The 26,985-nt window shown below is 58.4% G+C and carries 25 protein-coding genes and 2 pseudogenes; 12 read left to right on the forward strand and 15 right to left on the reverse strand.

Going from position 1 to position 26,985, the window contains the following annotated elements; genetic code table 11:
- Positions 1 to 55: 55 nt before the first annotated feature.
- Positions 56 to 928: an SMP-30/gluconolactonase/LRE family protein gene (locus AO277_RS05350; RefSeq protein WP_044317897.1), complete on the reverse strand. Its 873-nt coding sequence runs from the start codon at positions 926 to 928 to the stop codon at positions 56 to 58.
- Between the two features lie 248 nt (positions 929 to 1,176).
- On the opposite strand from AO277_RS05350, the gene AO277_RS05355 reads away from it, so the two are divergent.
- Positions 1,177 to 2,325 carry an aldose epimerase family protein gene (locus AO277_RS05355; protein ID WP_044317896.1) on the forward strand — a complete coding sequence of 383 codons (1,149 nt, stop codon included), beginning with the start codon at positions 1,177 to 1,179 and terminating at the stop codon, positions 2,323 to 2,325.
- A 52-nt stretch (positions 2,326 to 2,377) separates the two neighbouring features.
- Here AO277_RS05355 and AO277_RS05360 read toward each other — a convergent pair whose 3' ends face one another.
- From AO277_RS05360 to AO277_RS28940, 4 genes are read right to left on the reverse strand one after another with little or no spacing between them, the layout of a single operon-like run.
- The gene (locus AO277_RS05360; RefSeq protein ID WP_011168621.1) at positions 2,378 to 3,274 is read right to left on the reverse strand and encodes a metal ABC transporter substrate-binding protein; all 897 of its coding nucleotides are present in this window, start codon (positions 3,272 to 3,274) and stop codon (positions 2,378 to 2,380) included.
- A gap of 11 nt (positions 3,275 to 3,285) precedes the next feature.
- On the reverse strand, positions 3,286 to 4,155 hold the full coding sequence (locus tag AO277_RS05365; protein ID WP_002553554.1) for a metal ABC transporter permease: 870 nt from the start codon (positions 4,153 to 4,155) through the stop codon (positions 3,286 to 3,288).
- On the reverse strand, positions 4,152 to 4,901 hold the full coding sequence (gene aztA, locus AO277_RS05370; protein ID WP_005733071.1) for a zinc ABC transporter ATP-binding protein AztA: 750 nt from the start codon (positions 4,899 to 4,901) through the stop codon (positions 4,152 to 4,154). Before aztA ends, AO277_RS05365 begins: the two co-directional genes overlap by 4 nt.
- Positions 4,898 to 5,026 (reverse strand): hypothetical protein, encoded by a 129-nt coding sequence (locus AO277_RS28940; protein WP_002553552.1) that lies wholly within the window; start codon positions 5,024 to 5,026, stop codon positions 4,898 to 4,900. The genes aztA and AO277_RS28940 overlap by 4 nt, the downstream gene beginning before the upstream one ends.
- Positions 5,027 to 5,239: 213 nt before the next feature.
- Here AO277_RS28940 and AO277_RS05375 point away from each other — a divergent pair, with 213 nt between their 5' ends.
- Positions 5,240 to 6,460, forward strand: coding sequence for a putative DNA modification/repair radical SAM protein (locus AO277_RS05375; RefSeq protein WP_044317895.1), 1,221 nt, complete (start codon positions 5,240 to 5,242; stop codon positions 6,458 to 6,460).
- Positions 6,457 to 7,296, forward strand: a complete 840-nt coding sequence (locus AO277_RS05380) for a TIGR03915 family putative DNA repair protein (RefSeq protein ID WP_044317894.1) — start codon at positions 6,457 to 6,459, stop codon at positions 7,294 to 7,296. Before AO277_RS05375 ends, AO277_RS05380 begins: the two co-directional genes overlap by 4 nt.
- Positions 7,297 to 7,364: 68 nt before the next feature.
- Here the strand turns inward: AO277_RS05380 and AO277_RS05385 are convergent, their stop codons facing one another.
- Positions 7,365 to 8,207: a PhzF family phenazine biosynthesis protein gene (locus tag AO277_RS05385; RefSeq protein ID WP_044317893.1), complete on the reverse strand. Its 843-nt coding sequence runs from the start codon at positions 8,205 to 8,207 to the stop codon at positions 7,365 to 7,367.
- A gap of 165 nt (positions 8,208 to 8,372) precedes the next feature.
- On the opposite strand from AO277_RS05385, the gene AO277_RS05390 reads away from it, so the two are divergent.
- A complete protein-coding gene (locus AO277_RS05390) occupies positions 8,373 to 9,218 on the forward strand; it encodes an NAD-dependent protein deacetylase (protein WP_044317892.1) in 846 nt (281 codons plus the stop codon).
- Here the strand turns inward: AO277_RS05390 and AO277_RS05395 are convergent.
- Positions 9,215 to 11,578 carry a DNA polymerase II gene (locus tag AO277_RS05395; RefSeq protein WP_044317891.1) on the reverse strand — a complete coding sequence of 788 codons (2,364 nt, stop codon included), beginning with the start codon at positions 11,576 to 11,578 and terminating at the stop codon, positions 9,215 to 9,217. The two genes, AO277_RS05390 and AO277_RS05395, sit on opposite strands and share 4 nt — an antisense overlap.
- Before the next feature lie 222 nt (positions 11,579 to 11,800).
- On the opposite strand from AO277_RS05395, the gene AO277_RS05400 reads away from it, so the two are divergent.
- Complete coding sequence (locus AO277_RS05400) at positions 11,801 to 12,241, forward strand: CBS domain-containing protein (protein WP_002553546.1); 441 nt, start codon at positions 11,801 to 11,803, stop codon at positions 12,239 to 12,241.
- Between the two features lie 53 nt (positions 12,242 to 12,294).
- On the opposite strand, the gene AO277_RS05405 is transcribed toward AO277_RS05400, so the two are convergent.
- Positions 12,295 to 12,840 carry a DUF4174 domain-containing protein gene (locus AO277_RS05405; RefSeq protein WP_005733079.1) on the reverse strand — a complete coding sequence of 182 codons (546 nt, stop codon included), beginning with the start codon at positions 12,838 to 12,840 and terminating at the stop codon, positions 12,295 to 12,297.
- Between the two features lie 124 nt (positions 12,841 to 12,964).
- The gene (locus AO277_RS05410) at positions 12,965 to 14,167 is read right to left on the reverse strand and encodes an aspartate aminotransferase family protein (RefSeq protein WP_044317890.1); all 1,203 of its coding nucleotides are present in this window, start codon (positions 14,165 to 14,167) and stop codon (positions 12,965 to 12,967) included.
- A 103-nt stretch (positions 14,168 to 14,270) separates the two neighbouring features.
- On the opposite strand from AO277_RS05410, the gene AO277_RS05415 reads away from it, so the two are divergent.
- Positions 14,271 to 15,176 carry a LysR substrate-binding domain-containing protein gene (locus AO277_RS05415; RefSeq protein WP_044317889.1) on the forward strand — a complete coding sequence of 302 codons (906 nt, stop codon included), beginning with the start codon at positions 14,271 to 14,273 and terminating at the stop codon, positions 15,174 to 15,176.
- A 69-nt stretch (positions 15,177 to 15,245) separates the two neighbouring features.
- Here AO277_RS05415 and AO277_RS29575 read toward each other — a convergent pair whose 3' ends face one another.
- Together AO277_RS29575 and AO277_RS29580 are read right to left on the reverse strand one after the other, a co-directional pair.
- Positions 15,246 to 16,118, reverse strand: a complete 873-nt coding sequence (locus AO277_RS29575; RefSeq protein WP_369812059.1) for a methyl-accepting chemotaxis protein — start codon at positions 16,116 to 16,118, stop codon at positions 15,246 to 15,248.
- Positions 16,101 to 17,171 (reverse strand): annotated as a pseudogene (locus tag AO277_RS29580) (methyl-accepting chemotaxis protein); the annotation flags it as partial. The gene AO277_RS29575 and the pseudogene AO277_RS29580, both read right to left, overlap by 18 nt.
- A 199-nt stretch (positions 17,172 to 17,370) precedes the next feature.
- On the opposite strand from AO277_RS29580, the pseudogene AO277_RS05425 reads away from it, so the two are divergent.
- Positions 17,371 to 17,875: pseudogene (locus tag AO277_RS05425) on the forward strand (GAF domain-containing protein).
- 396 nt (positions 17,876 to 18,271) lie between these two features.
- Positions 18,272 to 18,811 carry a BRO-N domain-containing protein gene (locus tag AO277_RS05430; protein WP_002553539.1) on the forward strand — a complete coding sequence of 180 codons (540 nt, stop codon included), beginning with the start codon at positions 18,272 to 18,274 and terminating at the stop codon, positions 18,809 to 18,811.
- Between the two features lie 66 nt (positions 18,812 to 18,877).
- On the opposite strand, the gene AO277_RS05435 is transcribed toward AO277_RS05430, so the two are convergent.
- Positions 18,878 to 19,114, reverse strand: coding sequence for a hypothetical protein (locus tag AO277_RS05435; protein WP_004661480.1), 237 nt, complete (start codon positions 19,112 to 19,114; stop codon positions 18,878 to 18,880).
- A 92-nt stretch (positions 19,115 to 19,206) separates the two neighbouring features.
- Positions 19,207 to 20,031: a TauD/TfdA dioxygenase family protein gene (locus AO277_RS05440; protein ID WP_044317910.1), complete on the reverse strand. Its 825-nt coding sequence runs from the start codon at positions 20,029 to 20,031 to the stop codon at positions 19,207 to 19,209.
- A gap of 138 nt (positions 20,032 to 20,169) precedes the next feature.
- On the opposite strand from AO277_RS05440, the gene AO277_RS05445 reads away from it, so the two are divergent.
- Together AO277_RS05445 and AO277_RS05450 are read left to right on the forward strand one after the other, a co-directional pair.
- A complete protein-coding gene (locus AO277_RS05445; protein WP_044317888.1) occupies positions 20,170 to 20,673 on the forward strand; it encodes a GNAT family N-acetyltransferase in 504 nt (167 codons plus the stop codon).
- 309 nt (positions 20,674 to 20,982) lie between these two features.
- Entirely contained in the window at positions 20,983 to 21,561 is a 579-nt protein-coding gene (locus AO277_RS05450; protein WP_044317887.1) for an ATP phosphoribosyltransferase regulatory subunit, read from the forward strand.
- A 58-nt stretch (positions 21,562 to 21,619) separates the two neighbouring features.
- Here AO277_RS05450 and AO277_RS05455 read toward each other — a convergent pair whose 3' ends face one another.
- Positions 21,620 to 22,519: a LysR family transcriptional regulator gene (locus AO277_RS05455; protein WP_044317886.1), complete on the reverse strand. Its 900-nt coding sequence runs from the start codon at positions 22,517 to 22,519 to the stop codon at positions 21,620 to 21,622.
- A gap of 181 nt (positions 22,520 to 22,700) precedes the next feature.
- Between AO277_RS05455 and AO277_RS05460 the strand changes: the two genes are divergently transcribed.
- Together AO277_RS05460 and AO277_RS05465 are read left to right on the forward strand one after the other, a co-directional pair.
- Complete coding sequence (locus AO277_RS05460; protein WP_044317885.1) at positions 22,701 to 23,717, forward strand: zinc-dependent alcohol dehydrogenase family protein; 1,017 nt, start codon at positions 22,701 to 22,703, stop codon at positions 23,715 to 23,717.
- Between the two features lie 122 nt (positions 23,718 to 23,839).
- On the forward strand, positions 23,840 to 24,298 hold the full coding sequence (locus AO277_RS05465; protein ID WP_044317884.1) for a metallophosphoesterase family protein: 459 nt from the start codon (positions 23,840 to 23,842) through the stop codon (positions 24,296 to 24,298).
- Between the two features lie 26 nt (positions 24,299 to 24,324).
- Here the strand turns inward: AO277_RS05465 and tssM are convergent.
- The coding region (gene tssM / locus AO277_RS05470) for a type VI secretion system membrane subunit TssM (protein WP_257214190.1) at positions 24,325 to 26,985 on the reverse strand (2,661 nt) is incomplete at its 5' end.

Genomic DNA, 26,985 nt, shown 5'->3' on the forward strand with positions numbered 1-26,985 from the left:
TCCTGCATTTCCCACCGCGACGCCGCCGCAGAAAAGGCGACGGCGCGGCATTTTTTCAACCGCTGAAGCGCTGACACAGCGTTCCTTTGACGCCGACATGCGCCATCAGCACCGCGCCATCGAACCGTCCATGAGCATCGGCAGGCGCTGCACTGGTGACATACAGTGTCTCAAGGTCAGGACCACCGAACACACAACTGGTGGGATGGCTGACGGGCAGCTCGATGACCCGGTCGACACTGCCGTCGGGGGCAAAGCGGATCAGGCAACTGCCTCCCCAGCGCGCGTTCCATACATAACCTTCGGCATCCATTGCCGAGCCGTCGGGCGAACCCTGGCCCTGCTCGGCCGCCCATACCTGACGTGGTCCCAGCGAGCCATCTTCCTGCACAGGGTATTGGTAGATCACTTCGTCCAGCGTATCGGCGCTGTACAGCACGCTGCCGTCGATATTCCACAGCAGGGTATTGACGATGCCCTGCCCGTCCAGCAAACGCGTCACGCGGGCGTCGGATTCAACCCGGAACAGCCCGCCCGAACGACGGACCAAAGGTACGTCTTCGCCTTCGGCATCGATATTGTTTTGCATGCTGCCCAGCCACAGGCGGCCACGCGCGTCACAACGGGCCTCATTGGCGCGATTGCCAGGGGTCGGGTCTGCGACGCAAAACAACGCCAGTGAAGTTTTTTCGGATGTGAGGTCCAGGCGATACACGCCGCTGGCCAGAGTCACCAGTGCGTCGCCCTGCTCGGTCGGTATAAACGCAGACACCGGCTCGGGCATGCGCCATTGGCGATACTCCCCGGCAACCAGCCGACAAGCCAGAAAACCGGCAATGTCGACCCAGTACAAGGCCTGCTCTGCGGCATCCCAGAAGGAGCCCTCGGCAAGCTTGAAACGGTGCTCGGAAACGGGCAGCCAGTTCATGAAAAATGTCCTTTGTTATTGTTGTAAAGGCACTTTTTGGATGTTTGCGTCGCAGTCTTGTCCAACCTGCGTGCCCAGTCGACCTGTTTCGCAGGCATCCAGCGGATCGACCGGCTTCAGTGAAGCTGGCACTACTAAATAGTATTACAATTTATTTTTCAAGTGGCATTTTATAGGCTATAAATCCATGCATCGGCTTTAATCCGATCAAATAGTCTTACCAATAACAATAAAAGCAGGCAGATCAGATGAAAACACATGCTCTCCTCAGCACCCTTGGACTGTCCTTGATGATCAGCACCTTGACTGCACAGGCCGCGGCACTCTCCAGCGAGCACAGCACTTTCGGCCAACTGCCCGACGGCACTGCCGTCGAGAAATTCACCCTGCGCAACAGTCACGGCGTGCAGGCCAGCATCATCACCTACGGCGCGACGCTGCAATCGCTGCTGGTGCCTGACAAGGCCGGAAAGGTCGAGGATATCGTCCTGGGCTTCGACGATGTTCAGGGCTACCAAGACAACGGCACGGTTTATTTCGGCGCGACCATCGGCCGATTCGGCAACCGCCTGGCAGGCGGAAAGTTCAGCCTGGATGGCAAGACCTACCAGGTCCCGCTCAACGACAAGACCAATGCCCTGCACGGCGGCACTCAGGGTTTTGACAAACGACTCTGGAAGGCAGAAGAAACCAAGACCGGTGATTCGGTCGGCGTGAAGCTGACCTACGTGTCGCCGGATGGCGAGATGGGCTTTCCGGGCACATTGAAAACTGAAGTCACTTACAGCCTGAATGAGAAAAACGAGCTGAAGATTGACTACCGCGCCACCACTGACAAGCCGACAGTGCTGAACCTGACCAACCACAGCTATTTCAACCTGGCGGGTGCAGGCAGTGGTGATGTACTCAAACAGGTCGCCACCCTGCACGCTTCGCACTACACACCGGTCAACGACAAGCTGATCCCGACCGGCGAACTGCCTGCCGTCGCTGGCACGCCGATGGACTTCCTCAAGCCCACCGCGTTCGGCAAGCACATAAAGGATGATCACCAGCAGTTGAAATATGCCGAACCCAAACAAGGCGGTTTTGATTTCAACTGGGTACTCGACACTAAGGGTGATGTGAAGAAACTGGCCGCCGAGGTCAGCGACCCGCAATCAGGCCGCAGGCTGCAGCTGTTCACCACAGAGCCAGGCGTACAGCTGTATACCGGCAACTTCCTGGATGGCAGCATTCATGGCAAGGCGGGCAAGGTCTACCCGCACTGGGGTGCCTTTACCCTGGAGACCCAGCACTATCCTGATGCGCCCAATCAGCCGAAATTCCCCAGCACACGACTGGACCCAGGCAAAGCCTACACCCAGACCACCGTGTTCAAGTTTCTCAATAACTAGGGACGTTGAAGTCGCCCAGCCCCTGAAACCCAGGGGCTGGCGACTCTCGAGGTTACTGATTGCGCTTCATTGCCGCAGTCAAGGTATCGACGTTGTAACGGAACATCTTCGCGTAGGTTGACGCAGGGCCGTCGGCTGGCGACAAGGCTTCGACATACAGCTCACCGCCTGGCTGGGCACCACTGGCTTCGGCAATCTGCTTGACCAGACGCGGGTCGCTGGAGTTTTCGAAGAAGTAGGCACTGACATGCTCGGCCTTGATCTGACGAATCAGTTTCGAGACATCAGCTGCCGACGCTTCCGATTCGGTAGACAAGCCCAACGGTGACAGGAAAGTCACGCCATAAGCATCTCCAAAGTAGCCGAACGCATCATGAGAAGTGAGGATCTTGCGCTTGGCGGCCGGAATCGAATGAATCTGATCGCGGGCGTAAATGTCCAGTTGTTGCAGCTCGACGATGTAGCGATCGCCATTGGCTTGATACTCGCTTGCTCCTTCCGGGTCGGCTTTCTTCAGCGCGGCGATAATGTTACGCACATAAATCACCCCGTTGGCGGCGCTGTTCCAGGCGTGCGGGTCGACAATACGCTTGCCATCTTCGTCCATGCTGCGGGTCTTGATCCCTTCAGAGAGCACTACCGGCTTGCCCTTGTAGCCCGACGCTTTGATGAGACGATCCATCCAGCCTTCCAGATGCAGGCCACTGACAAACGCCAGGTCGGCATTTTTCAATGCCTGAGCATCACTTGGCGTTGGCTCGTAGACATGCGGGTCGCCGTTCGGGCCGATCAGGGACTTTACGTGAACACGGTCGCCGCCGACCGTACTGACCATGTCCGCGATGACCGTGAACGACGCAACGGCTTCCAGCGGTTTGGCCTGGGCCAGACTGGCGAACGCAGACAGCGCCAGTGCAGCTATGGAACTCAATACCATCAATCGTTTCATGACGTACCTTTTCAGTTAGCCAGGTGAGGTTTGGGAAACAGTCGGCGCACGATTCCCGTGCGCCCGAACAACAGGGAAAGACCGTAGAACGCACTGGCGGTAAGCACGATGGCCGGGCCCGAGGCGACGCCAAGGTGGTAGGAAACGATCAGGCCGATCAGGCCTGACAAGGTCGCCAGCAGTGTCGAAATCACCATCAGGCCACTCAGCGAGTTGGTCCAGAAACGTGCCGCGGTTGCCGGCAGCATCATCATGCCCACGGCCATCAAGGTGCCCAGCGCCTGAAAACCTGCGACCAGGTTCAGCACCACCAGCAACAGAAACAACACGTGGTACAGCGAGCCGCGCCCGCCGACCGCACGCAGGAAGCCCGGATCGAAGCATTCCAACACCAGTGGGCGATAGATCACCGCCAACAGAATCAGCGTGAAGGAAGCAATGCTGCCGACCATATAGATAGCCGTGTCATCAATGGCCAGAATGGTGCCGAACAGCACATGCAGCAGGTCGACACTGGAGCCATGCAGCGAAACGATCAGCACCCCGGCCGCCAGAGAGGTCAGGTAAAAGCTGGCAAAACTGGCGTCTTCACGCAGCGAGGTCAGTCGGCTCACCAGCCCTGACAGCAAAGCCACTGCCAGCCCGGCGATCAGCCCGCCGAAGCCCATCGCGGGCAACGACAGACCGGCGACCATGAAGCCCACCGCCGCGCCGGGAAGCACCGCATGGCTCATGGCATCGCCCACCAGACTCATACGGCGCAGCATCAACAGCACGCCCACCGGCCCGGAACCAATCCCCAGTGCCAGACATGCCACCAGCGCGCGGCGCATGAAGCCGAATTCGATAAAGGGCTCGACGACCAGGCTATAGAGCATCATGAGCGCTCGTCCTCGCTATCGCACAGCAAGGCGTCTGGGCTCCAGTACTCGGCCATGTTGCGCGCCTTGCGCAGGTTGGCGGCGCTGAGCACTTGCGAGGTTTCGCCCCAGGCAATGGCTTCACGGGCCATCAGCAGGGTTTGCGGAAAGTGCTGACGAACCTGTTCGATATCGTGCAGGACCGCGATCACTGTGCGCCCCTGCCCATGCCAGGCGCGCACCAGCTCCAGCAGATCACGGGTGGTGCGTGCGTCGATGGCGGTAAATGGCTCGTCGAGCAGAATCACAGAAGCATCCTGCAGCAGCAATCGGGCAAACAGCACCCGCTGGAACTGGCCGGACGACAACGAACCGACGCTGCGCCCTTCAAAACCCTCCAGGCCGACCGTGCTCAGCGCTTCCCCGGTTAATCGCGCATGATTGCGTGTCAGGCTGCGAAACGGCCCGATGCTGTGCCAGGCCCCCATCGAAACGGTATCGGCGACGCTCAGCGGAAAACTGCGATCGATTTCTGCGGCCTGGGGCAGGTAGCCGATCGTGCGGGTCGCCAGGCGGCCACGGTCAACGCGCCCCTGCGCAGGCTTCATGGTGCCGGCGATGGCCTTGATCAAGGTCGATTTACCCGCCCCGTTCGGCCCGACGATGGCCGTCAGGCTGCCCGCCTCGAACCGCCCGCTGATGTGGTGCACCGCCGGGCGGCGCTCATAGGCCACAGTAAGGTTTTCCAGAGCAATGGCTGCACTCATGGAATGGCCACCGACCAGCCGATGGCCAGCCAGAGCAATATCAGCACCGCAAGAGAAAACAGGACCCGCTTCCAGGCCGATTGGGCCAGCACGGAGCCTGCTATCGAGGCAAAAGGAGTTTTCACGCGAAAGTAACCTGCAACTATTTGTTACAGTATTACATACCGATCGCGCAAATGTTATTAAATAACATTCATCATTGAGTGCGCCCGTCCAGACAAGACTTCACTCTCGCTGAAAATCGTTAACCCATAGCGATACGTACAGGCCCGCTGTACGGTACTTGTCGAGCTGCACCCGACCCTATACTGTACATACAAACAGTAAAGGGGTACTTCATGCAGCTTATCGACAAGCTCAGCATTCTGGCGGACGCCGCCAAGTACGATGCGTCGTGCGCCAGCAGTGGAGCACCCAAGCGCAGCTCGCAGGACAAATCCGGTCTGGGTTCCACCAACGGCATGGGCATCTGCCATAGCTATACGCCGGATGGCCGTTGCGTGTCGCTGCTGAAAATCCTGTTGACCAATTTCTGCTTTTACGACTGCCAGTACTGCGTCAACCGCCGCTCCAGCGACGTGCCCCGTGCGCGCTTCACGCCCGAAGAAGTGGTCACCTTGACGCTGGACTTCTATCGTCGCAATTGCGTCAGCGGGCTGTTTTTGAGTTCCGGGATCATTCGCTCTGCGGACTACACCATGGAGCAACTGGTCGAGGTCGCCCGGTTGTTGCGCGAGGTGCACGAGTTTCGCGGTTATATCCACCTCAAGACCATCCCCGACGCCGATCCGGCGCTGATCGAAAAAGCCGGTCGCTATGCCGACCGCCTCAGCGTCAATATCGAGCTGCCGACCGACCTGAGCCTGCAAACCCTTGCACCGGAAAAAGACGTCGCGTCGATCAAACAGGCCATGCAAACCATTTACACCGGCGAGCAAACCGTGCGCAACGAGCCGCGATCGCCGCGCTTTGCCCCGGCCGGGCAAAGCACGCAAATGATCGTCGGTGCCGACGCTACCGACGACAGCACCATCCTGCACAGCGCGCAGTCGCTGTACAGCAACTTCAAACTGCGCCGGGTCTACTATTCAGCGTTCAGCCCAATCCCCAACAGCCCCAACAGTGTGCCACTGGCTGCACCGCCGCTGATGCGCGAGCACCGGCTGTATCAGGCCGACTTCCTTTTGCGCGGCTACGGTTTTACTGCAGGTGAATTGCTCAGCGGCCCCGGTGACCTGGCGCTGGACATTGACCCCAAGCTGGCCTGGGCGCTGGGCAACCGGCAGGTGTTTCCGCTGGACCTGAACAAGGCCGACGCGGCGCTGATTGCCCGGGTGCCAGGCATCGGCATTCGTACCACCCAGCGGCTGGTCGAGCTGCGCGGGCAGCGGCGTATCCGCTACGAAGACCTCACCCGCATGCGCTGCATACTGGCCAAGGCCAAGCCGTTTATCATTACCAGCGATTACCACCCGCCGCATGCGGAAACCACCAGCGAATTTCTGCATCACCAGTTGCGTGACCGGCCGCAGCCTCAGCAAATGGGGCTGTGGGGATGATCTGTCTGGACTGCGACGACCTGTTCGGCACCTGGCGGCAACAGGCACGCTGGCTGCTGAGCCATGAGATCGACCCCAGCCAGGTCAGCTGGAAGTCACCGGACGCCGCCGACCTGTTTGGCAGCGAAGAAGAATACCCGCAGGAACAGGGCCCCTTTCAGGGCCGGGTTCCGCTGAAATTGGTGCAACTGCTGGAAAGCGCCTCGCGCTACCGGGGCGATCAGCGCTGGAGCCTGTTGTACGAAGTGCTGTGGCGCGTCACCCACGGTGATCGCACGGCCATGATGGCCGGCGACAAACTCGGCAGCGAGCTGCACCGTCGTCTCAAGTCGGTCAGACGTGAGGCGCATCATCTGCACGCGTTTCTACGTTTTGTCGCCTTGCCGCCTGTCGCTGATGACGCGGCCATCATGCGCCCGCAGTACGTGGCCTGGCATGAGCCGGCGCACGATATTCTGCTCAGTGCCAGTGAGCATTTCATCGGCCGCATGGGCCAGCACCGCTGGATGATCGCTACCCCTCAGGACGGCGTGTATTACGACGGCAAACAGTTGATCCACGAGCGCCGCTGCCCTGAAACGTGGCAGACCATGGCTCGGCAGGTCGAAGACCCGCATGGCGAGTTGTGGCTCACCTATTACAGCCACATCTTCAATCCTGCACGCCTGAACCCCAAAGTCATGGAGGGCCACTTCCCTTCGCGCTTCTGGAAGAATCTGCCCGAAGGCCCTTTGATTCCAGCGCTCATCACCCAGGCCCGGACTGGCAAACAACGCGACGGCCAGGCCAGCGATATCGCCGCCAGACGTGGCAAAAAGATTGCGCACAGGGATTGAGTCTTTCGCTCTCGGGCTCTTGTTACCCGGTATTCCGTGCTCTAGGTGTTGTCTATGACGACAAGCGCCTAAAGCGAAACGCGCCCTTCAATGCAGGTAACCGTCGAGCCGCCCACCCAGATATCCTCACCTACACGCTGAATAGAGACTCGCCCCTTGCGGCCGAGCACGGTGCCTTGGCTGACGATGTAATTGTCCGGTGCCAGCCCCTCTTCCAGAAACCAGCGAGCGATTCCGGCATTGAGGCTGCCGGTCACCGGGTCTTCCGCCATACCGTCGCCCGGGATAAAGGCACGCACTTCAAATTGCGCCTCATCCCCATCGACTGCCGGGTCCCATGGCGCAACGACGCCGAGTATCAGGCCGCTCAATAGTGTGTAATCCGGCTGCAAGCTCAGAACACTGGCGCGATCTGCCAGCCTGAAGGCGACCCAACCCGGGCCGTTATCCACCCAGCGCGCATCCAGAATCTCACCCGCACCCAGCTTCATACCGATGCGGATCTGCTCGATCAATTCAGGGTCTACCTCGCCCGAACGCAACAAAGGCGGCGCAGTGAATGCCAGCCCGCTGCCCTCGCGACGAATGCGCACCAGACCGATCCCGCACTCCTGGATAATTTCCTCACCCTGCGCCGCGCCACCGCTTTCGAGCCAGGCGTGACAGCTGCCCAAGGTGGGATGCCCAGCGAAAGGCAGCTCTTCAAGTGTGGTGAAGATACGCACACGATAGTCGGCACGCGGGTCTGTCGGTTTGAGCAGAAACGTGGTTTCACTCAGGTTGGTCCAGCGTGCAAAGGCGGCCATCTGTTCATCACTCAGCCCGTCCGCGCCCAGCACCACCGCCAGCGGATTACCGAGCAAAGGCTGATCGCTGAACACATCCAGTTGTTTGAAATGAAACGAGCGCATCTGAGCTTCCTTGGCAAGGTGTTAAAGAACCAAGGTTGCCACGCACGCCACCGGGTAGACAACGGTCTATTGAACCAACGCTCGCCTTGGCCCCTCACAGCTCGCACTCGCCTGCTAATCTGGCAGACACAGGTCCGGATAACATGAGTCATTCGAGGTTTGAAGATGCTGGACACTACAACCTACAGTCAGCTCGAAACACTTTGCGAGACAATGACCGGCAAGTCCTTTCTGGTCGTCACCGGCGCAGGTATCAGCACCGCGTCCGGCATTCCGGACTACCGCGACAAGGACGGCGTCCGGCGTGGCAAACAGCCGATGATGTATCAGGAGTTTGTCGGCAACCCCGCTGCGCGCCAACGTTACTGGGCGCGGGCGATGCTGGGCTGGCCGCGTATTCGCGCGGCGCAGGCCAATGCCGCGCATCGGGCACTGGCTGCATTGCAGGTTGAAAATGCCATCAGCGGACTGATCACCCAGAACGTTGATGCACTGCACAGTCAGGCCGGAAGCCAGGACGTCATCGAGCTGCACGGCAGCCTGCACCGTGTACTGTGCCTGGATTGTCAGCAACGCAGCGAGCGGGCGGATATTCAAGAGCAGATGCTGGAGCAAAACCCCTATCTGCTAGGCGTCGATGCCAAACAGGCACCCGATGGCGATACCCTGCTGGATCCGGCTTTCGAGACCGGTTTCAAGGTGCCCCGCTGCCCGCATTGCGAGGGCGACAGACTCAAGCCGGACGTTGTGTTCTTTGGTGAGAACGTCGCGCCGCAGACCGCTGCCAAGGCAACGTCGAGTGTCGAACAGGCGGAAGGCTTGCTGGTGGTTGGCACGTCATTGATGGCCTGGTCGGCGTTCCGCCTGTGCAAGGCAATGGTCGAACAGGGCAAACCGGTCATCGCCATCAACCACGGCAAGACCCGCGCGGACGAATTGCTTGAAATGAAGATCGAAGCATCATGCGAGCAGGTACTGCCGTGGATCGCCGAGCAGCTCGGCGCGCGTTAGAACAACCCTAATTGCCCGCCGATCAGCGTGCTGAAATCATCGTCGACAAACGGCAGGATCGCATCAGCCAGTGGTTGTAACTGGCGAGTCACGTAATGGTCGTAGTCAATCGGCGCGTGACGAATCTCCAGAGGTTCCGGTCCGGCAGTGGTCATCACGTAGCTGATCCAGCCGCCGCTCTGGTATTGACGCGGACGACCCTGCTGATCGTTGTATTCATCGGCGAGCCTCGCGGCGCGCACGTGGGGCGGCACGTTGCGCTGATAATCATCGAGCTTGCGGCGCAAGCGCTTGCGGTAGATCAACAGGTCATCCAGCTCGCCTGACAGGGTGCGCTGCACGTAGTCACGAACATAATCCTGATACGGCTGGCGCTTGAAGATGCGCAGGTATAGCTCCTGCTGAAACTGCTGAGCCAGCGGCGACCAGTCGGTGCGCACGGTTTCCAGGCCCTTGTAGACCATCTCCTCGGAACCGTCAGCGCGAGTGACCAGTCCGGCGTAGCGTTTCTTGCTGCCCTCCTCCGCGCCGCGCACGGTTGGCATCAGGAAGCGGCGAAAATGCGTTTCGTATTGCAGCTCCAGCGCGCTATGCAAGCCATATTCATTGTGCAGGTGCTCGCGCCACCACTGGTTGACCTGTTGCACCAGCGTCTTGCCGATGCTTGCCGCTTCTTCCTGCCCGTGAGGACGGCCCAGCCAGACAAACGTCGAGTCGGTATCGCCGTAGATTACGGTATAGCCCTGTGCCTGGATGAGGTCGCGGGTCTTGAGCATGATTTCATGCCCGCGCAAGGTGATCGATGAGGCCAGCCGCGGATCGAAGAACCGGCAGCCACTTGACCCCAGCACGCCGTAGAAGGCATTCATGATGATTTTCAGGGCCTGGGACAACGGCGCATTGTGCTCGCGCTTGGCGGTCTCCCGACCTTGCCACACACGTTCCACGATCGCTGGCAGGCTATGACGGGTGCGAGAAAAGCGCGCGCCGCGAAAGCCTGGCACCGACGCGCTGTCCTCGGGATGACGCATGCCTTCGATCAACCCCACCGGGTCGATGAGAAAGGTTCGAATGATCGACGGATAAAGGCTCTTGTAGTCCAGCACCAGCACCGACTCATAGAGCCCCGGCTGGGAATCCATCACAAAACCACCGGGGCTTGCCTCCGGCATGCGCTCGCCCAGATTGGGCGCGACGAAGCCCTGGCGGTGCATCAGCGGAATGTACAGATGGCAGAACGCGGCCACCGAACCACCGCTGCGGTCAGCGGGCAGGCCCGTTACGGTGGCTCGTTCAAGCAGAAAGGTCAGCAACTGGGTCTTGGCGAAAATGCGCGTCACCAGCTCGCAATCCTTGATGTTGTAACGCGCCAGCGCAGGCTTGTCCTCGGCGAACATGCGGTTGATTTCGTCCATGCGCTGGTAAGGCGTATCAATGGCCTTGCCCTCGCCCAGCAGGGTCTGCGCGACATTCTCGAGACTGAACGACGGAAAGCTCCAGGTCGCGGAACGCAAGGCCTCGATCCCGTCGATGATCAGCCGCCCGCTCACCTCAGCAAAAAAATGATTGTTACGGCTGCCATGCTCCCGCCAGCCCATTGCTTCACCGCCACGCCCGAGCCGCAATGGCACTTGCAGGCGCTGGGCATGTTCATGCAAAACCCGCAGGTCGAACTGCACGACGTTCCAGCCGATGATTGCGTCAGGATCGTGCAACGCCAGCCAGCCATTCAGGCACTCCAGCAACTGCGCGCGGGTATCGCAATAATCGAGCTGAAAATTCAGCTCCTCGTCGCCGCCATTGGGTGGCCCCAACATGTACACCTGGCGCTGACCACAGCCCTCCAGCGCGATCGAATACAGCTCGCCACGTGCCGTGGTTTCGATATCGAGCGACGCCAGCTTCAGGCTGGGACGGTAATCGGGTGCCGGCCTGATTTGCGCGTCGCAAAGCACGCCCTCGGCATCCGGCGTACCACTGAATTGCACTGGCGCGGTGATGAAGCGCTCCATCAGATAGCGCTCAGGCGGGCGAATGTCTGCCTCGTAAACATCGACATTGCCTCTACGCAGCAGTTTTTCGATGTTCATCAACTGGCGGTGCTGCTGGCAATACACACCGAGCACAGGTCGATGACGAAAATCGCAAAGTTCCAGCGGACGCAATTCCACCCCGCGCTCGGTACGCAACAGCGACCGCGCACGCTCGCCCTGCTCGGCAGGAATAAAGGCGACAGAGGGCTGGCAAGGCAGGCGAATATGGCGAGGACCCTGATCGGTAGCCAACCAGAAGTCGACCTCGGCCCCGGCGGGCGTATCTTGCCAGTGCCGACTCAGGATGAAGCCCTGCTGTAAATCCAACGCTGCTACCTCGACCGCATGGCGAAACCGTTGATTCTACTTGGCTGTGAGGTCAAGCGCGCGGTCGACAGTCGAATTCAGGCCATTTTCAGGCGCTGTCAATTAATTGCGTCTATGCCCTTTATCCCTATTTATTTGTTGCTCGATTCTGCGCGCTGCACGATTCTGTAGTGCGCCTGAAAATGCACTACAGTCTTACAGGTCCCGATCACGGAGAGCACCATGAAAACCGTCGCCCAACTACTGAAATTGAAAGACCTGCAAAACCAGCAAGTGCATACCATCGGCCCGGACCAAATGGTGCTCGATGCGCTCAGGCTGATGGCGGAAAAGAACATCGGTGCGCTGCCGGTGGTCGAGGGCAACGTGGTGGTCGGCGTCGTCAGTGAGCGCGACTATGCACGCAAGGTGATCCTCAAGGGGCGCTCCTCGGTGGGCACGCCGGTCAGAGAAATCATGAGCAACAAAGTCATTACCGTCGACTCGCAACAGAGCGTCGAAGCGTGCATGGGGATCATGACCGACAGCCATCTGCGCCATCTGCCGGTCGTGGAAGACGGTCAGCTGCTGGGCCTGCTGTCGATCGGCGACCTGGTGAAGGAAGCCATTGCCGAACAGGCCAGTCTCATTCAGCAGCTTGAGCAGTACATTCGCGGCGAGTGAGCCGAACGGCACGCCAGGCGCAGCGCGCGATTACCCCACGCTGCGCCGGTCACTCAGTCATCCAGCGTCTTGCCAGGTGCCCCGCCCTTGACTGGTTTGGCGGGTTTTTCGGCCGGTGCAGGCTTGGCCTCTGGTTCTGGTGGTGGCGCGGATGCCTCTTTCTCGCGCATTGGCATCTGGTCGATGGTGGCGAAGATCTCCTTAAGGTCTACCGATTCTGACTTGCCGATAGTCTTGTCGATCTTTTTCTCGCCGTCCTTGCCCACCAGAATGACCTTGGTACCGACACCCGCGCCCAGCTTCAATTCACGAATCAAGGCCATGGTCGACTGGGGGTCCATGCTCTTGCCGTCACGCTCGCCGATAGTGTTCACCACCGTGAACAGCACCATATTGCGCTCTGTGAAGTCTTTATGATTGGCAGACTCCTTCAGCGCATCCTTCAGGTGGCTCAGCGCCGGATCAGCCGGGCTGGGTGCGATGATGATCAGCGGGCGCGACTTGCCGCGCTCCTGGGCCAAAGGGCCATCGCTGTCAGCGGCAAGTGCTGTACCGGCAGCGACAAGCAGGGTGGCGAGGGTCAGGGACCGGATTAACATGGTGGGCTCCTTTCAAATCCATTGGGTAGCCATCGCGCGCAGACATACGCGATGCTGAACTGTTCTACCGCATATGGGTCATCCCGGTACAGCCCGATGTAGTCCTTTTCCTTAATCCCTTGCTTCAGGCAGAGCGCTCAAGCGATTTGTAAAGGGCGCTGTCGAGGCTCGCCAGCAGGCCTTGAACGATCTGTTCCACCTCGGCAGCGTTCAGCACCAATGGCGGCAGAAGACGGATGACCTTACCGCGCGTGACGTTGATCAACAGGCCGTAGTCCTCGGCCGCGATCCGGGTAAACTCGGGTATGGCCTGCCGCAATTCGATACCGATCATCAGCCCGAGGCCACGAATCTCCAGCACCTGCGGGTGAGCGCCAAGCACGTTGCGCAGCCGCTCCAGCAAGCGGCTGCCTTGCAGGGCGGCGTTCTCCACCAAGGCCTGCTGTTCGATGATGTCGATCACCGTGCAGCCGACCCGACAGGCCAGCGGATTACCACCGAAGGTGCTGCCGTGGCTGCCGGGGGTGAACAATTGCGCCGCCCTGCCCCTTGCCAGACAGGCACCTATCGGCACACCGTTGCCCAAACCCTTGGCCAGGGTCATGACGTCCGGCACGATGCCCTCGTGCTGAAAGGCAAACCACTTGCCGGTCCGCCCCATGCCGGTCTGGATTTCGTCGAGCATCAACAGCCAGTCACGCCGCGTGCAGCGCTCCCTCAGCGCCTTGAGATACCCGGTTGGCGCAACCTGCGCGCCGCCTTCGCCTTGAATCGGCTCCACCAGTACTGCGGCAATGCGGTGCCCGTGAGTCACGCAGACCTTGTCGAACGCCGCCAGATCGCCAAAGGGTACTTTGACGTAACCCCCCGGCAAGGTGCTGAAGCCCAGGCGCACAGCCGGTCCGTCGCTGGCCGACAGTGTGCCCAGCGTGCGGCCGTGAAAGGCGTTTTCCATGACCACCACCAAAGGCCGTTCGATGTACTTGTGCCAGCCGTGCAGGCGCGCCAGCTTCAGCGCAGTCTCGTTGGCCTCGGCACCGGAGTTATTGAAAAACACCCGATCCAGCCCCGACAAACCGGTCAGTTTCTGCGCCAGACGCTGCTGCCAGTCAATGCTGTAAAGATTGGAAGTGTGCAACAGCAACCCCGCCTGATCCCGAATGGCCTCTACCAGCAGCGGATGCGAATGGCCGACATTGGTCACCGCCACGCCCGCCACAGCATCCAGGTATTGGCGCCCGCTCTGGTCCCACAGACGCGTGCCCAGGCCACGGGTGAAGCTCAGGGCCAGAGGTTGGTAAGTGCTCATCAGGCAGGCAGTGGTCATGACGTGAAGCTCCTTGGGTATGTTTCGGTTTTTGCAGTATCGTTAACCACTCCTTATGGATAAACAGTCAAATACTTCAATCATTTTAAAGCAGGGCTTGATAATGGATTTGTTTCAGGCGATGCGTGTGTACGTAAAGGTGGTCGAAGCAGGCAGCCTGACGGCGGCAGCGCAGGCGTGTTCGATTTCTACCACGATGGTTGGCAACCACCTGCGCGCACTGAAACAGCGCCTGGGCGTCAGCCTGTTGCAGCGCACCACTCGCCGTCAGCGCTTGACGGAATTCGGCACGGCGTATTACGAGCGTTGCCTTGAAGTGCTGGGGCTGGTGGCCGAGTCCGAGCAATTGGCCGAGCAGGCCCAGGGCGATCCCAGCGGCACATTGCGCATCACCGCGCCGCTGACGTTCGGTTCGGAAGTGCTGGCCCCGGCCCTTGCCGGGTTCTCGCTACGTTTTCCCGAGGTCAAACTTGATCTGGTGCTTACCAACCAGCGTCTGGACATGATCGACAATGGTTTCGATATCGCCATACGCTTGGGGAACATCCCGCAATCCTCGCCACTGATTGCGCGCCCCATGCAGGACTACACCCTGACCATCTGCGCTGCGCCGAGTTATCTGGCTCGTCATGGAACGCCTGCGCACCCCGAAGACCTTGGTGCGCACAATTGCCTGGCGTTCTCCTACCCGGCAGGAGACGAGTGGCGCACGGCTGGCACCCAATGGCGTATGACCGGCCCTGAAGGTGAAGTGCTGGTGGATGTCGACGGCTCGATGGTTGCCAACACCTCTGCCGGTCTTTATCAGGCTGCGTGTGCTGGAATGGGTGTAGTGATGCTACCGGATGCGCTGGTTCAGCGAGACTTGCAGGAAGGCCGGCTGGTTGCGCTGCTGCCGGGCTATCACTTACCCAGACGACCGATGAACCTGCTGTATGTGCAGGATCGTTATCGGCTGCCTAAAGTGAGAAGTTTTGTAGAGTACGCGATGGGGCTCTGGGGGCGGTAAGCACTTACCGCCCAAATGTCATCCAACCGACGCCGGTGCGCGCGTTGCTGCCGCACCGGAGTTTGCCGGTCAGACCTTGAATCGGCTGACCATGCTCTGCAGATGCACACCCAGGCGCGCCAGCTCGACGCTGGACGCCGCAGTCTCTTCACTGGCGGACGCCGTTTGCTCGGAAATGTCGCGCACGTTCAGAACGCTGCGGTTAATCTCTTCGGCAACCGCACTCTGCTCTTCGGCAGCAGCGGCAATCTGGTGGTTCATCGTCTCGATGGTCGAGATCGCCTGAGTCATGTTATTGATGGAAACGCCAGCGTTGCGTGTCAGCTCGACACTGTTTTCAGTCAGGGCCTGGCTGTTGTCGAGAATCGTAGCCACTTGCGATGTACGGCTGTGCAGGCCACTGATCAACGCAGCAATTTCTTCCGTCGATGTCTGCGTGCGCTGGGCCAGGCTTCTTACTTCGTCAGCCACCACCGCGAAGCCTCGTCCGGCTTCACCTGCACGCGCCGCTTCAATGGCCGCATTGAGCGCCAACAGATTGGTTTGCTCGGCAACGGCCTTGATCACGTCCAGCACGCCGCCAATCTTGTTGCTTTCGCTCTTGAGTTCGTCCATTGCAGATTTGGAGTGTTTGACTTCAGTCGCGAGCTTCTCGATCTGGGCAACCGCCTTGGAAACCACACCTTCGCCATCGCGGGCTTCCTTCGAAGCATTAACCGCCGCATGGGAAGCCTGCTCTGCGTTGCGTGCGACCTCCTGAACAGTCGCAGACATTTCGTGCATTGCAGTGGCAACCTGATCCGTTTCGCTCTTCTGACTGTTCACCCCGGCACTGGTCTGCTCAGTGACAGCCGACAACTGTTCGGCTGCGCTGGCGATTTGTGTCACACCATCGCGCAGGCCGCCAATCAGCTCGCGCAGGTTGCTGGTCATGCGCAGCATGCTGCCTTGCAACAAGCCCAGTTCATCCTTGCGCGTGACCGGCTGGTTGTACGTCAAATCGCCATCCGCTACACGCTCGGCCAGCTTCAGTGTGTCAAGCAACGGGCCGACGATAAGACGAGTGATAACCCAGGCCGCCAAAGCGCTCATGATCAACGCTGCAATCAGCCAGACAGACAGAAGGGTCTTGGCCTCGCCCACGTCTTCTATTCTCAGACTGACCTGATTGGCTGACAGCTTGTCGGCAGAATCAAACAGAATGGCGATAGTTTTATTGATCCCTGCCTGTGCCTGATCGATCTTGTCCTGCGCCGCAGTGAACTGATTCAACGTGTTCTGATAGCCGAGCAGAGCGTCCACAAGGTGCTTGATCGTCGCTGACTGGCTATCGAAGCCTTTCAGATTTTTAACAAAATTAATAACCGTGTTCATCGACGTTTCAGCCGGTGCCCGGTTCTCGGTTTTCAGGGAATAGGTGTAACCACGCAAGTCGAAGCGCATTTTCTGAAACAACGTCATCGCCTGAATAATGTCGTCACGCTGCGAGGCGCTGCCGTCATCTGATCGGGCAATGGCGTTCAGTTTTTGCAAATCGTCAGCGGCTGCGTCAGCGTACTGGCCAAACACTGACCGGGTCGCCTCGCGGGCGGCAGTGGCCTGCATCAGATTATCGTAGTGGACACGATAATCCTTCATCGCTTCAGCAGAAGCATTTACCAGCGGGGTGTTCAGCGGAGAGTCGAAAACTTTCTGCGCATACTTCACATGATTTTCGAGACTATCGATAGCTTTCAGCCAGTTGCTGGCGCGCTCGGCATCGTAGTTGAGCGCATAAGCCAGGCGGGCTATACGGACATCACGGGTCAGCGTGCTCAGCTTGCCGATATCGGCAATCCTCTCGCTTCGTTCGCTCAGCGAACTGATCCCCGTCCAGCCTGTGAGTGCAATCAGCACGGTCAGCACAATGACCAAGGCAAACCCGAGCACAAGCTTGGACCTTACAGAAATATTGTTCAGCATAGCGTTCACCGTAAATTGCTCTTGTCTGGTCATTGTGGGGGTTATAAGCGGCTTGTCCTTGCCATTGATACAACCCGCAGTTGTCGGCGGGGCAGCTTCAAACTTTAAAAGTTGACGTCAAAATTCATGCTCGAAAATAAAAATCGACTCGTCGAATAACCCGTATGGCCTTTCACGCCAGTCGGTTAGCATGGGCCGCTGTACCTACACATCGAGTATTTCGGAGAATTGCATGAGTCTGGAGTTGACAGCTTCTCGAGACGGCCTGACCACAGAGGAACGTTCTGCGATTGCCGAATATAGAGGCAACGACCAACATTTTAAGGCTGGTCACCCGACTGACAGGCATGCGCTTTGCCGGTATCGCAAAGTTCACCGACGCGGACTGGATCGCCTGTTCTGTATACGACCCGACTGACCTGGGCATCGACGATGGGGACGTGTTCAAACTGGAGACCACGCTGTGCAGTGAGTTTTGCGTCAACCCCGAAGCGTTGTTCGTACCGCAGATCAGCAAAAACGGCCGCTACGCGAACCGGCCGGTGGTAAAGCGCTACGCCATCGAGAGTTATGCAGGCGTGCCGGTCCATCTTCCGAACGGACAGTTGTACGGCGCGCTATGTGCGCTCGACTCCGACGTGACGTTGTTTGACGACCCCGATCTGGCGGAAACACTGACTCTGTTTGCCAGATTGATCGGCTGTATTTTCTTCGCCAACATCAGCGAAACAGACTGATGTAGCTGCCGCTTGATGCGAGTGAAAAACACGTTTCATGCGGACGAAGCGTTGATTTTGCAGGAAAGGATGAAGTCGCTCGACTGAAAAATCTCTTCGCCCTGTGTGAAGTTTCCGAGAAGACTTCAGTTGCTTGCGCCGGCTGTATCGAGGATTTAAGGTGCGCCGTCGCTGCAAAATCAGCGGCCGGATTTAGCGATCCGAATACCTCACAGCTAGCTTATGTATGCTTCCAGCCTCAGTGCATTTGAAGCAACTGTTATGGCGGCTGTGCGTCGGAGACTCCAGGGTCTGCCGGCGTTGTGAGGTGCCGGTTCGCTAACCTTCGCACAGCCGCCACCCATTTCGTCCAGTGATGTGCAGGCGGCTCATTTTCATGACAGGAGCTTTGCCGCGATGGATCTCCCATTCCCCCTTCTTCCCTGCACCGAGAACCACGAACCCACCCTCTTCCTGCGCCACCGTCGCATGTTGCGTGCTGTTGTCATGCACGCAGAAGCCTGGTTCCCGCTGGAGGACATCGCCCGCCTGATGGGCAAGCGTCTGGACGAGCGCAACACCCGCAAGCTCGACGCCGATCAGCGCCGCACCGCATGGTTGTTGACCCACGGCGAATGGCAAAAATGCCTGCTGATCAGCGAGTCTGCGGTATTCGCCCTGTTGATTCACCATTACATCCCGGAAAACCGCGCCCTGCGACGCTGGCTAACGCAAGACGTGCTGCCCGCACTGAGCGCCCGCCCCGTTGATATCAACAACGACGGCCCCACTCACTGCCAAATGCAGTGGCAGGGCACAACCCTGAGTACGCTGCAATGGCGCGGGGATATCTGGGTGAAGTTGCGCGACATGCCGGAAATCGTTCAGGTCCAGACGACCGGCAAGAAAGATGGCTGGCTGAAACGCCTGAAGTTGCTGGGCAAACGGGCTGCTTGAACGCTTCAAACAGGCTCTGTACAAAAAGTGGCCACGCTGGCCGACTTTTCGTACACAGCCTACGGTTTACTCTACGGTCGCGTACATGGGCACGAGTTCAAGCATGGCGCTACTGAACTGGCTTTCATCAAATTGCGTTCGGTGTCGAGGCGACACAGGTTTGACCGGGCGCTCGCCGTCCAATAACGCCTCGGCAGGCAGATCAATCCCGAAATGAGGAAATGGCTCCTGAGCCACCCAGCCTCCGGCCGCCAGAACCAACAGTAGAAATACGCCCGCGATGGGCTCTTTAGGTCTGCACATTCTCGTTTCTCCAATCCGGCAAAACGATTCAGCTCACAATGAGCAACTCGATATAACAGCCACGGCGTCACCCGTGTGTCGCGCCCGGCAGATCACTCGAAAGGCTCTTCGCCCTGCAACTTGGTGCAGGGCATCATTCGCCCGCACGCGGGGTCGTAAGCTTCCGCACGGTGCATGGTGCCGGCGTTGTCCCATATCACCAGATCACCTGCCTGCCACGCATGGCTATAACTGAACGCCTCGGCTGTAGCCCACTCGCGAAGGCCGACCAGAATCTGCGCGCTTTGCGCCAGGCTGCTGCCAACGACCTGCTGCGCAGTGCATCCCAGAATCAGCGACTTGCGACCGGACCGGTGCCTCCAGACCAGCGGCAACTCCTTCTCGCCGATAGCCTGCATGGCCTTGAGCATCGCAAGGCCAGGCTCGGGATTGTAATAGAGTAACGATGCCCATGGCGCGTGAATTACTCGTAAGCGTTCGTAACGTTGTTTATCAGCGCTCGATAACGCCTCATTACAGAAACCGGTATTGCCTCCCCAACTGGCGGGCACCTTGCAAGACAGCAACGACGCCAGAATGGGCACATCGCTGCTCGTACCGTCGATATGCCAGTAGAGCGAGCCCTTTAAAAACTCAGCGCCTGCCAGGTTCTCTTTGACATCAAGGCTGATCTTGGTGATGTTCTGGCCATCACTGGCTTCCGGACAGAAAGTGCCCAGCGTACGGGTGAAAGCGATCTGCTCTGCATCGGAAAAATTAATCTGCGGAAACACCAGCACACCTCGCTGCTCCAACAGTTCCCGGATTTCCCCGGCGAATTGACCCGACAGCAGCTCCTGCTTGCTGTTGAAAATACGCGTACCAATACCTGGCTTGATGGGTTCCTGGGACAGCTGAACTAGCGAAGTGGCTAACATGATGCGACCCTCTTCATAAGTGAACACAACGGTACACTTATGGAAAAATCTGCACAACCTCTTATTGAGCCGACTGGCCGCACACCTTGCCTGCGCCTTACACTGGCCAGCCACTGACCGTTCAAGGAATGAATCAACGTGCACGCCCCTGCCCCGCAAATCCTCATTCAGCGCATGGCCGAAACCCACCTTGAAGGCGTTACTGCGCTCTACAACGAGCCTGCAGTCTGTCGTCAGGTGCTGCAAATGCCTTATCAATCCATCGAAGTGTGGCGCAAACGCCTGGCAGCCAGCACAGAGCGACATGTGAAGCTGGTCGCGCTGAGTGGCGGCGAAGTGATCGGCAGCCTCGGCCTGGAACAATATTCGCGCAGCCGACAAAGCCATGTCGGCGCTATAGGCATGGGCGTCGCGTCGGCCTGGCACGGCAAAGGCATCGGCTCGAAACTGCTGGCGGCAGCGCTGGACATCGCAGACAACTGGATGAACCTGCACCGGGTAGAACTGACCGTGTTTGCCGACAATGAGGCAGCAAAAGGCCTTTATCGCAAGTACGGTTTTGAACTGGAAGGACGCCTGCGCAACTACGCCGTGCGCGATGGCGTATTCGTCGATGCCTTGAGCATGGCGCGGCTGAGGTGAGCGGTGCTCCTGAAGCTACCGCTTGAGCGATAGCCGAAAGCATGCAAGGATCAGCCATGAATCAATTTCTTAAAAGTAACCGACATCACCCTCACGGCCCCACCTCAGGTGCCGCGGTTGCTTGCTCTCATCGATTGGCCAGACATAGATCCACGTTCTGACCCATCAGTGAAACAAACCAAGGCGCCCACGGCGCCTTTTTTATTGCCTATTACTTTGAAAACAACCACCTGAAAACAACGGAGATCACCACCATGACCATGCTACGCGGAACCCGCATCGTGACCGGAACAGAAGCCGCAACCCTGCGTGAGACAGAAAGCCGTTTCCGGAGCTATCTTCATCGAAGCGGGTGCTGAAGAAGCGATAGTCCCCGCGTTATGGGGTCAGGACACTTTTATCGAAAAAGCCGGCGGCAGCGAGATCATCAGCCAGATGTGGGCATTCAACGACAAGGCCGGACGCGCCTGTTGCCTGATCCCGGAAGCAACGGCCCTGTTCCAGGAGCGCAGTGAAGCCCTGCTCAACGGGCGACGCGAAGCAGTGTTTTTCTATGTCGCACGTTGTTATCGCTACGAGCGACCGCAAGCCGGACGCTACCGTGAGTTCACCCAGTTGGGGCTGGAAATTCTCGGCCCGTCACCGCAGCAAGCCTTGCAACGCAGCCAGGCCATCTGCACAGGCTTTCTGGACTCGCTGGGTCTGGACTATGAACTCAATACCGCCGTCAAACGCGGCCTGAGTTACTACCTGAACGGCAACGGCTTCGAGGTACGCTGCTCACGCCTGGGTGCACAGCAGCAGGTGGTCGGCGGCGGAGCCTACAGGGAAGGTGCCGGGTTTGGCATCGGGCTGGAGCGGCTGGTGTTGGCGCTTGAGCGTAATTAATCCCGCGTGGCCAAGAGCGCCTTTGCAAGGAGGCGCTTCTCTACTCTGCTACACGTATTTAGCGAACTTCAAACCAACGAGGATGAAGTTTCGGAAAATGCTCTTTCAGCCAGGTGACGAATGCCTGCACCTGCGGCGCAAGGTGTGTACGGCTCGGGTACAGCACAGAAACCGGGCGCGGCAATGGGCGAAACGCTTCAAGCACTTCGACCAACTCTCCGCTGGCCAGAAACGACTCAACGGTAATGCCCGGAGCCTGAAGAATACCGAACCCTGCAAGGCCGCACTGCACATAAGCGTTCGACTCGTTGACAGTAATGCCACCACGCGGCGGAACAGGAAAGTCGTCGCCATTCAACGAGAAATGCCAGGGTAACGGCCGATTGCTCTGACCAGACAGAAAGCTGACCCCGCAATGACCTGCCAGCTCGTCCAGCGTTTCCGGCGTGCCGAAGGCTTGCAGGTAGGACGGCGCAGCGCAGGTGACCATCGTGGCCCTGCCTATTTCCCTGACCACCAGATTTGAATCGGGCAGCTCCCCGATGCGCAGCGCGCAGTCGATGCCTTCTGCGACCAGGTCCACCGTGCGGTCCGTTACTCCCAGCGCCAGCTCGATTTCGGGGAATGCCTGGGTAAACCCTTTCAGGCTCTCCATGAAACTACGCTGGCTGAACGCTGCCGGGATATCAATCCGAAGCCGCCCCCGCAGGGTCGAGCCGTTTCGGTCGAACATGGAGGTGGTTTCGGCAAAATCAGCCAGATTGTTCTTCACGCGCTCGTAAAAACGCTGACCTTCCGCAGTGAGTTTTACGCTGCGGGTCGTACGTTGAAACAGCCGGACATCCAGCGACGCTTCAAGGTCCTGAATGATCCGGGTCACATGGGGACGCCCTATCTGCGTGGCCTCCGCCACTTTAGTAAAACTGCCCAGCTCGGCAAGTTTCGCGAACACCTGCATTGACTGTAAAAGGTCCACCGACGAATCCCTCTGAACAAATACCGAGCCATTGTTGCCTGGCAGGATAACAATCCTGTCGATTTGCGCCCATTTATCTGCACCAGCGTTTTACCAACAATGACTTCAGCGCCCACAAGGCAACCGCCTCTGTGAGCCCAAACATGATTGCTGGAGACATTGAATGAAAGCGTGGCTGTTAAAAGATTTCGGGCTCGACAATCTGGTGCTCGGAGAAGCTGAAACGCCGGTTCCCAAAGCAGGTGAACTGCTGGTGAAAGTCGGTGCGGTATCCCTCAACTTTCGCGACAAGGCCATCGTCGACGGTATCTACGAACCGCATCGCGTACCCAAGCCATTGATTCCGGTCAGCGATGCAGCCGGTACTGTCGTGGCGGTAGGCGAAGGCGTCAGTCGCTTTTCAGTAGGCGATCGCGTGAACTCGCACCTCTACTCGCGCTGGATCGACGGCCCACCAGGCCCGGACGAACCGGATTATTGCTTCGGTTCGCCGTTGCCGGGTGGCCTTGCTGAATACATGATCATCCATGAAGACAGTGCCGTACGTGCACCGGATGCCATCTCGGATGAAGAAGCCGCCACATTGCCGATTGCCGCACTCACGGCCTGGTACGCACTGGTTGACTTCGGTCAGATAGAAGCCGGGCAAACTGTCCTTGTACAGGGCTCAGGCGGCGTATCGATCTTCGCTGTGCAGATCGCGACAGCCCTGGGTGCCAAGGTCATCGCGACTTCCAGCAAGGACGATAATCTGCAAGCGGTGAAGAAGCTGGGCGCTGTCGCCGGAGTGAACTATCGAACCCATCCCGAGTGGGCAGACGAAGTACTGAGACTCACTGACGGCAAGGGTGTGGACCTGTTACTGGACGTAGCCGGTGGCGACGGCATCAATCAGTCGATTGCGGCCACCAAAGCGGGCGGGCGCATCGCGCAGATCGGTTTTCTGACCGGCCAGACTTCGGCGCTGAACCTGATGCCGATGATCTTCCGCCAGACTACCTTTCGCGGTATCGCCGTAGCACCTCGCTCGTCGTTTGACCGGATGAACGCCTTTCTCAACGAGCACAAGATTCGTCCGGTAATCGATCACGTCTACCCGTTTGAGCAAGCTCGCGAGGCATACGAGCATTTGGCCAGAGGCGCGTTTGGCAAGGTGGTGATCAAGGTTGGTCAGGCCTGACACGCTCTTGAGGTTGCGACGCGCGGGTACTTCCTGAGCGTCGCACGCTACAGTCCCCCATCAACCATTCGAACTCAAAGGGTTACACTGCCTCCCTACCCGCTCCTGACCCGAGGCCCCTGATGAAAGTTGGCGTGATTTCCGACACCCACGGACTGCTTCGTCCTGAAGCCATTACGGCGCTTGAGGGCTGCGAAGCCATCATCCATGCCGGTGACATCGGCAGCCAGGACATCGTCGAGCAACTCAGCGCCATCGCCCCGCTGCATATCGTGGGCGGCAACAACGACCAGGACGCCGAGTGGGCAAAAAACATCGCCGATCACCTGCGCTTCGACATCGAAGGCTGGCAAACCTTGCTGGTCCACGACATCGCTGACGTTCCAGCGCTACTGGATGACAGCGTGAAACTGGTCGTTACCGGCCATTCACATAAACCCCTTATCGATTGGCGCGGCGACACGCTGTATCTGAACCCGGGCAGCGCCGGGCGGCGGCGTTTCAAGTTGCCGGTGACGCTGGCGCTACTTCAGGTGGGCGTGGATTCGATGGAGCCGAGGCTGGTGCAGTTGGTTGACTGACAGGTCAAGTTCCCGTTCGAATGTCATCAAAGCTGAGCAGGCATACGAAAATCACGTAATACACTCATATCGAACGGATTTGGCGCACGCTGGCTCGACAACAGATAGTTCGCACGCATGCCACCGACATCGGCCTTGAGCACAAGAACATCACGACCCTTCAGGGGCTCGGTCTGCATCAGGTCAAAGAGGCGGAACAACGACCATGGGCCGCTATTCTTTTCGATGCCCAGCGGCCGGCCGACCATGCCTTCCATCACCAGACTTGTACGTCCATCCTCAGTATCAGCGGGCCACCTGAATTGCATCGGTACGATGGGGCCGTGACGATACTCAAGTGACTGATCACCCAGGCGGAACTCGGCGCGGCGTACAGCAGGGTCGAGGGTGTGAGGTTCAAGAGTGAATTGCACCTGCGGTTCCTGCGTGCGGTGAGCAAAGAAGCTACTGCGGATTTTATAAACACCCGCCATCTGATCCAGATAGGCACGACTCATCGGCAGACTGTAGCCGTCAATCGTGCGCAGTCGATAACGGCCAGGATCGCCACTGACGAAGGGCTTCAGGTAGCTATCGAAAAAGCGCTCGGCTATGCCCTGCGCGCCGAAGAACTCGCGAAAATCATTAAGCGCCACATCACTGCTGCTGTGCGCATGGAACGGATAGCGTTTGGCGAGAGACTGTTCATAGAAACTGTAAAGCTCTGCCTTGTAGCGTTGGTTAAGGTAATGGTGAGACTGATACAACACAAAGCTCCAGGTATCCTCAGCCAACGCGTTCAACCAGCCGCCCAGAGGCTGGGGTAACACAGCCGCGGCATTGCGCAGATTGCTCAAGGCGTCTCGCTGCCCGGACATTCGTCCCTTCGCCATCTCGTAGGCCGCCAGTTCAGGCTGACCGGAGCGACCCAATGCGGCCATTTGCATCTGCAATTCATTGATGGCATTCAATGCTGTAATCAGATCGGCGACAGGACCATTCTCGTCATCCAGCAAGCGGTGCAAAGGATCGAAGCGACGCTGCAATGATTGCTTCGCCGTTGTGGGCAGGCTATCGGTAACTGTCTGCTGCAACGTATCGCCAATCGCAGCAACCTGGGTGAGCGCCACAGGGCCCGGAGCAATCTTTTCAGCCTCGGCTTTCATAGCACCGAGACTGTCTGCAAGGACCGGGAAAAGTGTGTTGTCACGCACCTCGACAAGCAACTGCAGCAAAGGCGAATGCGCTGCCGTCAGCCCGGCCAGTTGCACGGCAGCCTGGCTGGCTCCTTCAAAGGGCTGCAGCGAAACCCGACCGATCGCTTCGGCCCAATGATCGGCGTAATCACGAAAGTACAATTTTTCCAGTTCGACCATCAATGCTCGCAACTGATGTGCGTTGTACTGTTCACTTTCACCCAGGACCCAGTTGTCACGCATGATTTCAGTTACCACGGCTGTACCACGGGTAACGAAATACTGCTCGTAGCCCTGGCGTGTATAGAGCCCGGGAATCCGATAGTCTGTACCAGCCAAATGCTTTGCCTGAGGGCCGGTGTGGTGGCCAAGGCTGTAGTCCGGAAGTACACGCGCTTTTTCACGCAATACCCGATAAACCACGTTGGCGAAGGATTCGTTACGCAGCACCTGCCGAGCCTGCGCCACTAATGCGTCGTTTAGCGGATAGGCAAAAGACTGTTCAAGCAAACGCCCAAAATGCTGATTCAACTCGTGCTGAGCCTGTGCATGCCCGACATAACGAATTGACCAGTCGGTCGCCACTCGCTCCTTCAGCGCAGAAGGTATCCGGTGTTCACGCTGAACCAGCATCAGATAGGCGCGCAAGTTGTCCAGTAACTGCTCGCGATCCTGCAGGCTGGCCATTATGCGGGCTTCAAACATCCGCACCACTCGTGGCAGCAACTGGCCCTGCAAATGGGCATGATAAGCGCGCAAAAGCACATCATTTGCAGGCTCGCCCTGATAAAGACCGTTGCGCTCATACAGAGTGACATCACTGTTGTCCGGAAAGACTTGAGCGGCCTGATAAAGGGTGTTCAGGCTATCAAGGACTGTCAGTAGATCATCCTCGGCGGTGAGCGACGAACGTTGTTGCGCCCACTGCTCCCCCAGAATACGAAGCCGTTCCAGCCGGTCGTGGTTAGCACTGAAACCGGTCGCCCATAGCACACCAAACCCAGACAAAAACAATAGCGCAGCGCAATACACTGCCCTCTGACGCCAAAGAATCTTTTCGCGTGCTTCCTTGTTGAGCACAGCGAGATCGGACTCAGGGAAAATCACATGTCGCAACAGATCATGAATGAACCGTGCTTTTCCAGGTTGTGGAACCTGTAATCCGGTACCAACCTCCCCATCAGCTCTTTGGGAGCTCTGAGCAAGTTGCGGCGCACGGGTCAGATAGAACCCACGAAGGTGACTGGCGCGCTGATAGCGATTTCCGGAGAACGCGAGTTCGACAAAAACACCCAGTCTGTGTGCGATACCTCCAAGCAAGTTGGGGAATTCAAGCATTTTGCCGCGGCGCTGGCTGTCTCGTTCCTGATGAATGCGGGTGATGACCTGGCTGCCAAGCCGTTGCAGCAACGTTTCAAACTCCTGAATGAGAACACCGCTATCAGTGAACCGCCCCGGGTTTCTCGGAGACTCCAACCTTTGAGAGGATGGAGCGATGAAAAAACTACCGAA

The sequence above is a fragment of the Pseudomonas amygdali genome (genome assembly GCF_002699855.1).
Lineage (GTDB): Bacteria > Pseudomonadota > Gammaproteobacteria > Pseudomonadales > Pseudomonadaceae > Aquipseudomonas > Aquipseudomonas amygdali.

What these genes read in the sequence shown, in the direction of transcription:
- AO277_RS05400 (WP_002553546.1), top strand. Translation starts at nt 11,801, where the DNA reads ATGAAAACCGTCGCCCAACTACTGAAATTGAAAGACCTGCAAAACCAG.
- AO277_RS05465 (WP_044317884.1), top strand. Translation starts at nt 23,840, where the DNA reads ATGAAAGTTGGCGTGATTTCCGACACCCACGGACTGCTTCGTCCTGAA.
- AO277_RS05405 (WP_005733079.1), bottom strand. Translation starts at nt 12,840, where the DNA reads ATGTTAATCCGGTCCCTGACCCTCGCCACCCTGCTTGTCGCTGCCGGT.
- AO277_RS05390 (WP_044317892.1), top strand. Translation starts at nt 8,373, where the DNA reads ATGCTGGACACTACAACCTACAGTCAGCTCGAAACACTTTGCGAGACA.
- AO277_RS05410 (WP_044317890.1), bottom strand. Translation starts at nt 14,167, where the DNA reads ATGACCACTGCCTGCCTGATGAGCACTTACCAACCTCTGGCCCTGAGC.
- AO277_RS05385 (WP_044317893.1), bottom strand. Translation starts at nt 8,207, where the DNA reads ATGCGCTCGTTTCATTTCAAACAACTGGATGTGTTCAGCGATCAGCCT.
- AO277_RS05350 (WP_044317897.1), bottom strand. Translation starts at nt 928, where the DNA reads ATGAACTGGCTGCCCGTTTCCGAGCACCGTTTCAAGCTTGCCGAGGGC.
- AO277_RS05365 (WP_002553554.1), bottom strand. Translation starts at nt 4,155, where the DNA reads ATGATGCTCTATAGCCTGGTCGTCGAGCCCTTTATCGAATTCGGCTTC.
- AO277_RS05380 (WP_044317894.1), top strand. Translation starts at nt 6,457, where the DNA reads ATGATCTGTCTGGACTGCGACGACCTGTTCGGCACCTGGCGGCAACAG.
- AO277_RS29575 (WP_369812059.1), bottom strand. Translation starts at nt 16,118, where the DNA reads ATGCTGCGCATGACCAGCAACCTGCGCGAGCTGATTGGCGGCCTGCGC.
- AO277_RS05415 (WP_044317889.1), top strand. Translation starts at nt 14,271, where the DNA reads ATGGATTTGTTTCAGGCGATGCGTGTGTACGTAAAGGTGGTCGAAGCA.
- AO277_RS05355 (WP_044317896.1), top strand. Translation starts at nt 1,177, where the DNA reads ATGAAAACACATGCTCTCCTCAGCACCCTTGGACTGTCCTTGATGATC.
- aztA (WP_005733071.1), bottom strand. Translation starts at nt 4,901, where the DNA reads ATGAGTGCAGCCATTGCTCTGGAAAACCTTACTGTGGCCTATGAGCGC.
- AO277_RS05460 (WP_044317885.1), top strand. Translation starts at nt 22,701, where the DNA reads ATGAAAGCGTGGCTGTTAAAAGATTTCGGGCTCGACAATCTGGTGCTC.
- AO277_RS05435 (WP_004661480.1), bottom strand. Translation starts at nt 19,114, where the DNA reads ATGTGCAGACCTAAAGAGCCCATCGCGGGCGTATTTCTACTGTTGGTT.
- AO277_RS05360 (WP_011168621.1), bottom strand. Translation starts at nt 3,274, where the DNA reads ATGAAACGATTGATGGTATTGAGTTCCATAGCTGCACTGGCGCTGTCT.
- AO277_RS05430 (WP_002553539.1), top strand. Translation starts at nt 18,272, where the DNA reads ATGGATCTCCCATTCCCCCTTCTTCCCTGCACCGAGAACCACGAACCC.
- AO277_RS05440 (WP_044317910.1), bottom strand. Translation starts at nt 20,031, where the DNA reads ATGTTAGCCACTTCGCTAGTTCAGCTGTCCCAGGAACCCATCAAGCCA.
- AO277_RS05455 (WP_044317886.1), bottom strand. Translation starts at nt 22,519, where the DNA reads ATGCAGGTGTTCGCGAAACTTGCCGAGCTGGGCAGTTTTACTAAAGTG.
- AO277_RS05375 (WP_044317895.1), top strand. Translation starts at nt 5,240, where the DNA reads ATGCAGCTTATCGACAAGCTCAGCATTCTGGCGGACGCCGCCAAGTAC.